At 68.1% G+C, this 13,225-nt stretch carries 8 protein-coding genes; 5 read left to right on the top strand and 3 right to left on the bottom strand.

All coding sequences use genetic code 11. The annotated features are described in order from the left end of the window. Positions 1-2 precede the first annotated feature (2 nt). The 5 genes from ACWEPL_RS49585 to ACWEPL_RS49605 all read left to right on the top strand — a co-directional run bounded on the left by ACWEPL_RS49585 (position 3) and on the right by ACWEPL_RS49605 (position 8,327). Positions 3-959: a carbohydrate ABC transporter permease gene (locus ACWEPL_RS49585; protein ID WP_452440414.1), complete on the top strand. Its 957-nt coding sequence runs from the start codon at positions 3-5 to the stop codon at positions 957-959. Positions 960-992: 33 nt separating this feature from the next. Then, positions 993-2,615 carry an extracellular solute-binding protein gene (locus tag ACWEPL_RS49590; RefSeq protein WP_452440415.1) on the top strand — a complete coding sequence of 541 codons (1,623 nt, stop codon included), beginning with the start codon at positions 993-995 and terminating at the stop codon, positions 2,613-2,615. Positions 2,616-2,717: 102 nt separating this feature from the next. Next, positions 2,718-6,137 carry an alginate lyase family protein gene (locus tag ACWEPL_RS49595; protein ID WP_452440416.1) on the top strand — a complete coding sequence of 1,140 codons (3,420 nt, stop codon included), beginning with the start codon at positions 2,718-2,720 and terminating at the stop codon, positions 6,135-6,137. Between the two features lie 491 nt (positions 6,138-6,628). Then, entirely contained in the window at positions 6,629-7,918 is a 1,290-nt protein-coding gene (locus ACWEPL_RS49600) for a PP2C family protein-serine/threonine phosphatase (protein ID WP_363973027.1), read from the top strand. Positions 7,919-7,988: 70 nt separating this feature from the next. Beyond that, positions 7,989-8,327, top strand: coding sequence for an ATP-binding protein (locus ACWEPL_RS49605; RefSeq protein WP_452440437.1), 339 nt, complete (start codon positions 7,989-7,991; stop codon positions 8,325-8,327). A 377-nt stretch (positions 8,328-8,704) separates the two neighbouring features. Here the strand turns inward: ACWEPL_RS49605 and ACWEPL_RS49610 are convergent, their stop codons facing one another. From ACWEPL_RS49610 to ACWEPL_RS49620, 3 genes are all read right to left on the bottom strand, one after another. Then, positions 8,705-9,307 carry a DsbA family protein gene (locus tag ACWEPL_RS49610; RefSeq protein ID WP_452440438.1) on the bottom strand — a complete coding sequence of 201 codons (603 nt, stop codon included), beginning with the start codon at positions 9,305-9,307 and terminating at the stop codon, positions 8,705-8,707. A gap of 893 nt (positions 9,308-10,200) precedes the next feature. Beyond that, a complete protein-coding gene (locus ACWEPL_RS49615; protein WP_452440417.1) occupies positions 10,201-10,926 on the bottom strand; it encodes a hypothetical protein in 726 nt (241 codons plus the stop codon). A gap of 31 nt (positions 10,927-10,957) precedes the next feature. Continuing rightward, entirely contained in the window at positions 10,958-13,156 is a 2,199-nt protein-coding gene (locus tag ACWEPL_RS49620; RefSeq protein ID WP_452440418.1) for a BTAD domain-containing putative transcriptional regulator, read from the bottom strand. Positions 13,157-13,225 lie beyond the last annotated feature (69 nt).

A 13,225-nucleotide genomic window follows, 5' to 3' on the forward strand; every position in this document is an offset into this window, starting at 1 on the left:
CTGTGCCGACTGCGGTGTCCGTGGCGCGCCCCGCCGCGGGCACGGCGCCGCGGCGGCCACGCTCGGGCCGCAGCCGGCGTCCGGTCTGGATGGGCGAGCCCAGCAAGCTGGGGGTCGGTGCGCGGGGACTCGTGCTCGGCCTTGGCTGCCTGGCGGTCTTGGTGCCGTTCTGGGCGGTGCTCATGACCAGCATCGCCTCCCCGGAGGAGGTCAACAGGGCGGGCGGCTTCGTGCTGTGGACGAACGAACCGACGCTGGACTCCTACCGGGCCGTCCTGTCCGGAGGAATCGTCACCCGTGCGCTGCTGGTGAGCGCCGGCATCACCGTGGTCGGCACGGCACTCAGCCTCGTCGCCACGATCGCTCTGGCGTACGCGCTGTCGCGGCCAGGTTCGTTGCTGCAAAAGCCGATCCTGCTGATGACGGTGTTCACCCTGCTGTTCAACCCGGGCATCATCCCGATGTACCTGACGGTCAAACAGCTCGGCCTGCTGGACAGCTACCTGGCATTGATCCTGCCGGTGCTGGTGAACGCGTTCAACGTCATCGTCATGCGCGCCTTCTTCCAGGAAATCCCCGGCGAGCTGCGGGAAAGCGCCTATATAGACGGTGCCGGGGAGATGCGCATCCTGCTGCGGATCGTCCTGCCACTGTCGAAGGCGGTCGTCTCCGTGATCGGGCTGTTCTACGCGGTGGCGTACTGGAACGCCTTCTTCTCCGCGATGTTGTACCTCCAGTCGTCGGAGAAGTGGCCGCTGCAACTGGTGCTGCGCACCTACGTCGTCAACAACACCCCGATCGGGTCCGACCAGCTCAGCTCGAACCTGGAGAACCTGCCACCACAAATCTCCGTCCAGATGGCGATTCTCGTCATCTCCGTCCTGCCCATCCTGTTCATCTACCCCTTCATCCAAAAGCACTTCGCCAAGGGACTCATGGTCGGCGCCGTCAAGGGCTGACCGGTCGTCCACGCAATGCGGAAAGGAGACGTCATGGCACCCACCTTCAGCCGCCGCGACGTCCTGGCACTCGGCGCGGCAGCGGGGCTGGCCCCGCTGCTCGGGGCCTGCGGTGACGGCAGCCCGAGTTCGCCGAACAGCTCGACCGGGTCGGTCAAGCTGCCCACCCACAAGCCCGTCACCGCGGCCACGCCCGACCTGGCCGCCGAGCCGGCCGGGGTGTCGCCGGGATACTTCACCTACCCGACCTCCTCCAGCGCCGCATCACAACCGGTGAAGGGCGAAGCCGTCACGGCACTGACGTACACCTACGACCCGATCGCCCCCGCGCTCGGCTCGAACCCCTACTGGCAGAACCTCAACAGGCGACTCGGCACCGAACTGAAGATCACGTACGTCCCCTCGACCGACTACAAGAGCAAGGTCGCCACGACCATCGCCGGTGGCGATCTGCCCGACATGGTGGCTATCCAGGGCGTTGTCCAGCAGATGCCCGCCATGCTGAAGGCGACATTCACCGACCTCACCGAGTACCTGTCCGGGGACGCGGTCCTCGCCTACCCGAACCTCGCCGCCCTGCCCACCGATGCCTGGCGCAGCACCGTCTACGACCTGCGGATCTGGGGCATCCCCGTGCCGCGGGCACGGATCGGCACCGTGCTGTACACCCGGGCCGACCTGCTGGCCAAGGCAGGACTCAGCCTCCAGCCCGATTCGTGGGCCGAGTTCAAGGAGATGGCGGCCGCGCTGACCGATGAGCGGGCCGGTCGGTGGGCGTTCGGACAGATCCCGTTCAACACGATCCTTGAGATGAACGGGATCACCGGCAACTGGCCCGGCGGCACCGGCGCCTGGCAGGCCGAAGGTGGCGTCTTCACCCACTCCGGGACGACACCGCAGTTCACGCAGGCCCTCGAGGACACCGTCGAGCTGGTGAAGTCGGGGGTGATACATCCCGACCACGCGGGCGCGCCCAACACGAAGCGCAACGCGTGGATGCTGGCCGGCACGACCGCGTTCACCATCGGCGGGTATGCCGGGTGGGGCAAGTTTTACGGCCAGGCGAAAGACGTGCCCGGCTTCCGCCTGACCGGCATGCTCTCGCCCACCCGCGACGGCACAGGGACGCGGGTACGCACGCCCGGTCCGACCCTGTCCAGCTTCACCGCTATAACCAAGACCGACAACGCTGACCGGATCAAGCAGATCCTCAAGGTCCTCGACTGGTTGTGCTCACCCTTCGGCAGCAGCGAGTACCTGGCCCTCCGGTACGGCGTCGAGGGCCAGACGTTCACCCGCAACGGCTCCGACCCGACCCTCACCGAGGGCGGGCGCAGCCAGGTATTCCTGCCGGTGCGGTACCTCGCCGAAGCATCGCCCGTCATCTACGAGCCGGGCAACCGACAGGCCGTACAGGACCAGCACGACCACCAGGTCGCCGGTGTCCCGCTCGCCGTCGCGGACCCGACCCTCGGGCTGTACTCGGAGACCGCCGCCAGCAAGGCTGCCAGCGAGCAGCAGGAACTGGACGCGGTGCTGCTGGAGATCCAGCTGGGGAACAAGCCCGTCTCGGCGTGGCAGCCGGCCATCAAGAAGTTCATGGACCGGGTGGGCAACAAGATCAAGGCCGAGTACGAGGAGCAGGCGGGTGGTTGACGCGCTGGACTCAGCTGACACTCTCACGGGCTTAGGGAGAAGACAGTGGTGAGACGGAGCAAGTTACGTTGGTACACGCGTAGTCGGGCCCGTGCGGCGGTCGTGCTGGCTCTGGTGGCGGCGGTTCTGTCGCCGGGCAGTGCCGCCGTCGCCGACATGTCGGATCTCGGTAGGCTGCTCGACCTGACGCGCCCGGGGCTCGGCGCGGTGGCGGCTGAGCTGGCCGCCGGTGACGAAGCGGGCGCCGCGAGCGAGCTCAAGGCGTATTACGCGGGCCGCGCCGACGTCCATTACCCGGCTCCGGCCGAGGGCCTGGGCGGTGGCGACTCGGGCCCCGACGAGCTCGCGGCGGGGATCTTCCGGTTCGGCGCCGAGACCCGCAACTTCTACAACAGCGCCGAGCAGCGGATCGACATCGACTGGCAGGACCTTTGGGGTGGGACGCAGACCACCCCGGGCAGCGCGCAGACTTTGATGAGCGACTTCACGTTCATGCCCAAACTGACATTCGCTTACGTGTCCGAGAGTGACCCGGCGAAGCGTGCGGCGTACGCGGCGGCGTGGATGGACATCTCGCTGGACTTCTTCGCCGACAATCAGAGCTGGCCGCAGGGCCGCAACCTGTCGGCGGCCAAGCGGCTCGCCCAGCTGGTCAGCGCGTTCTCCGTGTTCCGGACCGATCCTGGCATCGACCCGAGTGATCTCGTGGCGTACCTGTCCGGCGTGCACGCCACGGCGGACTTCCTCGTCGGCGTGATGCAGATACATGTCGGAAACAACTGGTACATGTCGATGGCCCGCTCCGTCCACGCGGCAGCCGTGTTCCTGCCCGAGTTCTCGTCATCGTCTGGCTGGGAGTGGTTCGCGGTGCGCTCGGCCGAGCGGTTCCTGCGCGCGTACTTGAAGGGCGACGGTGTGTACCGCGAGCCGGCGTTCAACTATCAGGCATACGTGGCGGATATGCTCAACTCCGTCATAGCAGTCGCGGATGCCAACGGGCGAACCGTTCCTGATTCGCTCGTCCAGGGGGCGGACTGGATCGCGGATTCGCTGTTCGCGACCCGTCAGCCGAATCTTGAACCCGCGGCGATCGGCGACACGCCGAACAACTACGCGGGCACGTCGGCCATTCGCAGGAGCGGTGTACGCAACTCCTGGCCCGATTTCACCTGGGTCGCCTCCGGCCGAACGGAGGGAACCGCCCCGACGCTGTCGTCCACGGTGTTTCCGATCAGCTTCGCGGTTCAGCGTTCCGGGTGGGACGCCGATGCCCGGTACATGCTGATCAACAACCAGAATTCCAGTTACACTGCCTCGCATCGGCATCCGGACGACCTCAGCCTGGTGATGGCGGCGTACGGGCGTCCGCTGATCGTCGACTCCGGGGTGGGGGACTACAGCGCGACTCAGACGAACGACTGGATGCGCCGTGAAACCGAGGCGCACAACACCATCGAGGTCGACGGAGTCCCGCAGACCGCCGGCGTCCCCCGCACAACGTCGCTGTGGCGCTCGAACGCGGGCCTCGACATCTACCGCGGTGCGGCGATGGGCTACCGGCCGGTCGCGCACGATCGCGCGGTCTACTTCGTCAAGCCCGGCTTCTGGGTGGTCTCCGACGACCTCACCGGCGACACCGCCGCGCACGACTACCGGCAGCTCTGGCACTTCCCCGGTGATCCGGTGACCGTCAATCCCACGACGAAGGTCGCCACGGTCGGGTTCGACACCGTGCCGGGAGCCGCGCCCGTTGCCGGCGTGCGGCTCATCCCGGTGGCGACGGCCGGCGCCGCGGTAACCCCCAGGGTCCACAAGAATGGCGCCGTACGCGTCGGCGAGCAGGTACTCACCAACGTCGACTACCTGTCGTACGACTGGTCCTCCACCGGGCCGACGGGACTGGACACGGTCGTGGTTCCCGGCGAGGCCGGCCCCGCGCCCTCGGTGACGGCGAAGCGCATCGCCATGCCCGGGGTGAGTCACTCCGTGGCGACGGCGATGGAGATCGCCCTGCCAGACGCGACCGGATTCTTCTACCTTTCGCGCGAGGCGACTCCCTCGTCGAGGGCGTTCGGGGCCGCCACCACCAACGCCGAGACCGCCTACCTCGAGCGTGCTTCGGGCGGCGGGCTTACCAGGTACGCGCTGACCAGAGGGTCGTCGCTGATCGACCAAGGCAACACCGTTATCAGCGCATCCGCACCGGTGTCCGATATCAGTGTGGAACTGCGCGGCACGACCGCCCGGATCTCGCTTGGGGACCCGTTCACCGGCACGCTCTCCATCAACGCGCCGAACGCGAACGCGGTGACGGTGAACGACACCCCGATCGCGTTCACCCGCACGGGCAACCTCACCACCGTGTCACTCGAGGAACACTTTGCCCCGGCACCCGTGCTCAACGACGAGTTCGACGATGCCAGCCTGGACCGCACCGTCTATGACTTCAACGGATCCTTTGGCGGCTGGACGCCGGTGCAGGGCACCTGGGCGCTCACCGGCGCACAGGCGGACACGCAGCTGGCACAGACCTCGACTGCGGACATGGTGTCGTTCGCGGCGCTGCAGGACGTACCCGATGACGTGGTCATGGCCGCGGACATCGTTCCCGGGGTACGCGGCCAGACGACCGCCCGTACCGGTCTCGCGTTCCGCTACCACGATTCCCGCAACTACTACCGGGCCGAAGTGCTCAACTCCACGTCGGGAGCGACGCTGCAGCTCGTGAAGATATACGACTCGACGACCACGGTTCTCGCGGAGACCGCACTGCCGATCGGCGCCAACTCCCCGCACAAGCTGGTCGTATCCGCGATCGGGAGGCATCTGAGCGCCAAAGTCGGCGACACGTCGATCTCCGCGGACGACGGACAGCTGCCCACGGGTGGTGCCGCCGCCTTTACGCATCGGCGGGCCGCGACCTTCGACAACATCGTGATCAGGGAAGGGCTCGATCAGGCCAGTTGGCGAGGAATAACAGGGTCTGTGTCCGTCGCCTCGGGCAAGTTGCACCTCACGCCGCCTGCCGGTGGCCGGGCGCACGTACTGGCCGACTCGACACTGCCGACGCGCTTCTCCGAGGCGTGCGACTATGTCGTGGAGACCACGGTCACGATCGACGGATCCGTCGGTAACGCAGGAATCTCGCTGCGAGACACCACGGACGCGTACGGGTATCGGATCCACGTCGGCAAGACGAGCAACGGAACCCAGTACGCGAGCATCATCCGCGAGGCTCACGCGTCGGGTCCCGTCACAGTGGCCACGGCATCCATCAGCAACCCGTTGACAGGTCCCGTGCGACTGGGTGCGGCGATTCAGGGCGACCGCATCACCGTGACGTTGAACGGCGTTCAGGTCCTGAAGGGTCGCGACACCGTTGTGCGCAGCGGCGGCGTCGGGCTTTACGCATCCACGGAGAGCTCGTTCGAGAACGTCACTGTCGCTCGGTCCTGCGGGGGGCGGGAGCGCCTGCGGCCAAGTGCCCCCGGCGCCAGCAACCGCTGGGACCACCACGACTAAGTGGTCTCGCTCGTAAATCCTTCGGGGGTTACGCGGCTGAGGCGAGTACGGCAGGCTCCCGTACGTCAAGAGGTCGTCGACCACACGGTTTCCGGTCGGCGCATCGTGTGGCGGTGGTTGAACGACCGGACCATCCAGCCTCGAAACAAGCGCCGAACATCGGCTCTGGACAACATCACGCAGCCCTCCTGGAACCGTGAATTGACACTCGGATCACTGGGGAAAAGTCGTTCGTCATGGATGTCGTGGACAGCAGCTCAGGTGCTACAGGTAATGACCGCTTATGAAACATCGGCAGCGTCAGCCCGGCAGATGCGTTCACCGTCCGGCGGCCAGCCAGGCGCTCGCAGGCCAGGACGAGCGGGCCACCTCCTCCTTCACACCGGAGGCGCGGCCAAAGCAGTGGCGGCGGTGCAGATCGATCGCCGCGAAACGGGTAGGGCACAGACCAGCGGCTGCGGCCGATCTGTCGAGAGGAAGGCGGGGGCAGGGTGACGGATCAGGCCGAGCAGATGCTGGGCGGGCTGGCTCTGGCCGGTCACACGGTCCCCTTCGAAGACATGCCCCGGAAGGTGGCCGAGTGCGGCGCACGGGCCGGCTTCTTTCATCCCTGGATTTATGTGGCCGACCTGCAAGAGCAGCTCCTGGTGCCGCTGCCCGGCCAGCACGACGGCTCCGGTCAGGAACTGCTGCCCCTGGGCATCGACACCACCGTCGCCGGGCGCGCCTTTCGCAGCGTGGAACTCGTGCCCGCCGCGGCCCCTCAGGACCCGGCCTCCGGCGGGACGCCGGCCGCCGCCGGGCCGCAGCGAGGGCCGCAGCGGGTCTGGGTGCCGCTGCTGGACGGCACCGAGCGCATCGGCGTGCTGGCCATCACCGTCCCCGGCCTGAACGAGGCCACCCAGCTACGGGTACGGCAGCTGGCCGCCCTGCTGGCCGTGATCCTGGTCAGCAAGCGCCAGGCCAGCGACACCTACGCCCGACTGGTGCGCACCCGGCCGATGGAGCTGTCGGCCGAGGTGCTGTGGTCGCTGCTGCCCCAGCGGGCCTTCGCCAACGAACGGGTGGTCATCAGCGCGGCCCTGGAGCCCGCCTACGTGGTCGGCGGGGACGCCTTCGACTACGCCGTCGCGGGCGACACCCTGCACCTGGCCATCTTCGACGCGATGGGCCATGACACCGCGGCCGGGCTGACCGCCACCCTGGCCCTGGCCGCCTACCGCAACCACCGGCGCCGCGACGCCGATCTTGTGGAGGCGGGCGAGGCCATCGACGCGGTGATCGCCGAGCAGTTCGGCCAGATGCGCTACGCCACCGCCATCTTGGCCACGCTCGACATGCGGACCGGCCGACTCACCTGGGCCAACCGCGGCCATCACCCGCCGCTGATCATCCGCCGCGGCCGGGTGGTGGCCGTCCTGGACGCCCCGCCCGACCCGCCCATGGGCTTCAACCTCGGCGCACACCAGCCCCCGGCCGGCTACCAGCTCGAACCCGGCGACCGGCTGCTGCTCTACAGCGACGGCATCATCGAAGCCCAAAGCCCCGACGGCCAACTATTCGGCCTGGACCGCTTCACCGACTTCATCATCCGCCGCGAAGCCGACGGCCTAAGCGCGCCGGAAACCCTGCGCCGGCTCATCCAGACCATCCTGGACCACCAGCACGGCCGCCTCCAAGACGACGCCACCGTGCTCCTGGTCGAATGGCGCGCCCAGCAACACTTCGCCGGCCCGGACCCGGCCAACCCGGCGAGCGCCCTGGCACCCCGACCGCGGTGACGGCGGTGGTGAGTCCGCGGTTATCTCAGCGCTACACCTCCCGGCCCCCGGCCCGCGGCCCACACCCATGATGAATGCGCAGTTCGAACTGCGCAGCCCGGTCAGCGCCGATCTCGGATGGATCCGCGACCTGATCCGCATCTTCGCCAGGAACACCGGCCTGACTGGTGAGCGGCTGGAGGACCTGGTGATGGCGGTCAACGAGGCGATCACGAACGTCTTCGACCACGGCGGCCGGGGTCACCGCGCGCAGCCACCGGCACGGCCTGACCGTCGAGATCCTCGACACCGATGGCCGGCTCACCGCCGGCCACCTCGCCCGCGCCCACATCGATGCCACCGTCAGCAGCGGGTACGGCCTGTGGGTGATCCAGCAGCTGTGCGACGACGTCGGCGTGCAGCAGACTAGCCGGGGATCGATGCTGAGCCTGCACATGCACTACGGCCCGACACCCGTCATATCCCGCTTTAGGATGCGGTCGGGGGTGTTGACCGTGGCTTCTGCTTCCGACGCCCGGCATCGGAAGCTGCGGATTGAGCGCACCTGGCCTTGGGCGCCCAGGCGTTCGTCCTCGCCTGCCAGCGCCTTACCTGCCTACCGGCCCTCGCCGCGAGGATCAGACGGGGACACTCCCCAGGCCCGTGGAACCTGGCGCACAACAATCGACCCGCGGCACCGACACACCGACGATCACGGTGAAGTACAGGGCCGACGTCGCGAAGAACATGCCGTCGCCGATGGAGTTGCTCAAACTCGGCGAGCCCGAGCGTGCGCTCGGAGGCTCATCAGCCCACTTGTGGGGAACGGGTACGACCGCGCTTGAGCTCGAAGAACCCGTCGGTCGCCGTAGTAAGGAGGATTCCGTCCCACAGCCGTCCCGCCGCCTCGCCGCGGGGCGCCGGGGTTACCACCGGCCCGAAGAACGCGTTCACCGACCCGTCTGGGGTGGGGACGTGGATCACCGGTGTGCCGAGGTTCTCCCCGACAGGGTCCAGGCCCGCGCGGTGACTGGCGAGGAGCGCCTCGTCGTACTCTGCGGAGTCGGCGGCATCCGCCAGCCGTTCGGGCAGTCCCACCGCGACCAGCGCCTTCGTGAAGAGCTCCCGGCCGATAGGCATCTTGACGTGATGGATCAAGTTGCCGAGTGCCGTGTAGAGATCACTGAGCACGCCGTTTCCAAAGGTCTGCTCAGCTGCGATCGCAACCCGCACAGGAGCGCGGGTGTCACCCAGCCACTCCCGATACCAGTCCTCCAGATCATCGCGACGCTCGTTCAGAATGGCCAAGCTCATCACATGGAACCGGGCCTGAACGTCGCGAACCTGCTCCACTTCGAGCAGCCAGCGAGAGGCGTTCCACGCCCAAGGGCATTTCGGGTCGAACCACATGTCTATCTGCACAGCGGCATTCAATCTCAGCGCATTGACCCTACAGAAGAGCCGATTCCTGGCAATCTGATTGGGCCAACCGCCACGCCCGCTGGTGCGCGACCACAGAGCTTGCCAGGCCCAGTCAGCCCGTGTCCCCGAGATACTCATCCACGCGGTGGCGGAACCCGGGCAGTTGCTGGCCTCGGCCGCGGTGTCCCGCTCGACTGGTCTGAATCACGACAAGAGCGTGGCCGAAACAGCGACATAAACCGTGGCACGTCACAGGTTCGCGCCGCGCAGGTCCTGGCCCGGGGCCGATCGTAGGCACGAAGGGAAAGCTGGCGGTCAGCGTGCAGACGGGCGCCAGGCGTGCCGGCGGCGAGGAGGACCCGAGCCCACCAGGGCGAGACGGTCACCCGCAGCCAGGGGCGGCGCGGCTGGGCTGCCCGCGCCAGGCAACCGAGCAGGGTAAGCAACAGTTCTTGAGCTGAGGGCGCTGGATCCTCCTCAGTCTGCACGCTCACTGCCTGCGAACTGCGTCCTTCTCCTGTTTGCCGGATCGATCATCACCCTGTGCGGTGCCAAAACGTGGATACTGCTCCTGAGCTGGGCGTTCGTAGAGCGATCAGGCTGCTCTGCGGTACTCGTTGATCAGTCCTGTGACGGTCCTTCGGCGGTGAATCCGGGAGGACATGTCGATCACCTGGCTGGGGTCGTGCAATGGAGGACGGAGGGAACGGCCCTGATGCGGGCGATGATGGTTGAAATGGCGTTCGTACTCGGTTAGGCCTTACGCAGGTGCCGCTGGCCATGGATGAGCAGGTGGTTGAGGCACTCGCGGCGTAGCGTTCCCACGAACCGTTCAGCGAACGCGTTGGCCCGTGGCGATCGGACGGGCATCTTGATGACCCTTACACCAGCGGCGGTGAACACCTGAAGGTGCCGGCGCGCTCGCCCAGGTCTATCAGCAGGTTCCGGGCTTGCTGGGTGGTCCATGCGCCGGTCGGGTTGGAGGTGTGGCCCAGCAGGTGCACGCGGCGTGTCTCGATCTCCATGGCGAAGAAGAGGTACAGGCGTTTGAGGAACACGGTGTCGATGTGCAGGAAGTCGCAGGCCAAGATGCCGGAGGCTTGCGAGGTGAGGAACTGTCGCCAGGTCGGTGAGGTCTGGCGTGGTGCTGGGTCGAGGGCGGCCGCGGTGAGGATGCGGCGGATGGTGCCTTCTCCGATCTGATGGCCGAGGCCGAGCAGTTCGCCCTGGATCCGCCGGTGCCCCCATCGTGGGTTCTCTCTGGCCGGCCGGATCACCAGCTCACGCAGTTCATCCGGGATCGGCGGACGCCCGGTCGCGTTCGGGTAGGTCCAGCGTCGGCTGAGCAGTCGGCGGTGCCAGTCCGGCAAGGTGCTCGGCGTCACGATCCGGTGGAGGCGAAGCCGAGTGGGCAGCAGTCGTGCCAGTGCGGCAAGCAGAGCGCGGTCGGCCCAGTCTGGTCGTGGACGGGAGACCTGACGACGCAGGACGGCGACCTCATGACGCAGCACCAAGATCTCCACGTCCTTGGATGTGTCGCCCCGCGCGAGTAGCGTCAACCAGCTGAACAACCGGACCATCATCAGATACAGCAGGCGTAGAAACACCAGTGCCGAGGATAGAAGGCCAGGCCAGATGTCATGGACGAGTTTTGGCACCGCACACGCACCGCCCGGGAAGGCGTTGCAGGTCACCAACTACGCGAGCAACCTCCGGCGGCTGGGCTTCACCGACGAGGACCTCTCCGGCATCGGGAGCGGCCGCGTCATCGTCGCACTGCTTGCCTACGGCGACCCGGCCGACCTCGCGCGCGGCCTGACCGCGCACCTCGATGCCGGCGCGGACCACGTCGGCGTCCACGTCGGACTCGGCGTCCAGGCGCCGCAGCCAGTGCTGCTGATCGGCACCGCGCAGAAAAGAGTCGGCCCGCTCGGCGAACTCCACGTAGTAGTGCGCGTGGGCGCGCCGTACCCACTCGTACTCGGTTTCCCGCAGCCGCTCCAGGAGGTACGCCGAGACCGACTCGAGCAGCCGGTACCGGGTGCCGTCGGCCTCGTGGGCGACCAGCACGAGGGAACGGTCGACCAGACGGGTCAGCAAGTCCAGGACCTCGGCGGGCTTCACACCGGCACCGGCGCAGACGGCCTCGGCGGCCTCCAGGGTGCAGCCATCGGAGTGGACGGCGAGCCGGCGCAGCATCGCCTGCTCGGCCGCGGTGAGCAGTTCCCAGCTCCAGTCGATCATCGCGCGCAAGGTCTGCTGCCGCGCCGGGGCACCCCGATGGCCGCCGGTGAGCAGCCGGAACCGGTCGTCCAGACGCCTGGCCAGCTCACGCACGCCAAGGACCCGTACCCGTGTCGATGCCAGCTCCAGGGCCAGCGGAATCCCGTCGAGCCGGCGGCAGACAGAGGCGACCGCATGGGCGTTGTCGTCGGACAAGGCGAAGCCGGGCGAGGCCGCGACAGCACGCTCGAGGAACAACCGCACCGCGCTCGACGTGCGCAGCACCGCCTGGTCGGCCGAGTCCGCAGGCATATCAAGTGGGGGCACCAGCCACACCTGCTCGCCCGAGATGCTCAGCGGTTCCTGGCTGGTGGCGAGAATCCGTACTCCCGGGGCGGCCCGCAGCAGGGCCCGGGCCAGGCCCGCGGCGGCCTCGATGACATGCTCGCAGTTGTCCAGGACCAACAGCAGGCGCTGGCTGCGAAGCGCGTCGGACAGGCGGTCGAGCAGTGTGCGCGGCCGCCTGCCCGACAGCGGGCCAGGACCGGCGTCGTCCCGGACTCCCAGCGTCGCAGCCACCACCTCGGCCAGTTCATCGCCCGTGGTGGCCGCAGCGGACTCCGTCGAGAAGGCCTGCGCGGCCAGCTCCACCAGCCAGACACCGTCCGCGTAGGAACCGGTCAGGCCGGAGGCCACCTCCACCGCCAGGCGCGTCTTGCCGACCCCGCCGGGCCCCGTCAACGTCACCAGGCGGCCCGCCGCGATCAGGGCGCGGACCTCCTTCAAAGAGTCCGACCGTCCGATCAGGCCGGTGGCCGGGGTGGGCAGGTTGGTGTGACGGCGCGGGGTGGACGTGGGCGCCGTGACGGTCTGCAGGGCTGGGGCCTGCTGAAGGATCTTCCGTTGCAGGGCGGCCAGTTCAGGGCCCGGCTCGAGGCCCAGTTCCTCCTCCAGACGGCGGCGTAGATCCTGATAGCTGTCCAGGGCTTCGCTCGCCCGGCCCGCGCCGTACAGGGACCGCATATGGGCCGCGCGCAGCCGCTCCCGGAGCGGGTGGCGGCCGGTCAGGTCGCCGAGCTCCCCGGCAAGAAGACCGTGCTCGCCCAGCTCGAGGCGGGCCTCGGCCTGTTCCTCGAGGGCCAGCAGGCGCTGCTCCTCCAAGCGCGTGATGGCGGCGCGCGCGAAATCCTCGTCGATGAAGTCGGCGAAGGCGGGGCCGCGCCACAACGCCAGCGCCTCGGTGAGCAGGTCGGCACGCTCGCGGGGGTCGGCGGCGATACGGGCCTGTGTGGTGAGTGCGGTGAACCGGCCTGCGTCCACGGCCTCGTCCGCCACGTCGAGGACGTAGCCGAGGGCCCGGTGCACCACCAGGCCCTGCTCCCCGGACCCGGCAAGCACCCGCCGCAGCCGCGACACCAGGGTCTGCAGGGCACCCGTGGGATTCGCCGGCGCCGCGTCGCCCCACAGTTCGTCCACGAGCCGGTCGGCGGAGACCACCTGCCCCCGGGCCGTCAGCAACGCCGCGAGCAGCGCGCGCACCTTCGACTCCGGCACCACCACGAGTTCACCGTCCGCTGACCAGACGGCAAGCGGACCCAACACCCCGAAACGCATGGACTCACCGTACGGCCACGTGGTCATCACCCGGCGTGTCAGCGCACCGCAAGAAGACCGACAGAAAAC

Source organism: Nonomuraea sp. NPDC004186 (assembly GCF_053603495.1).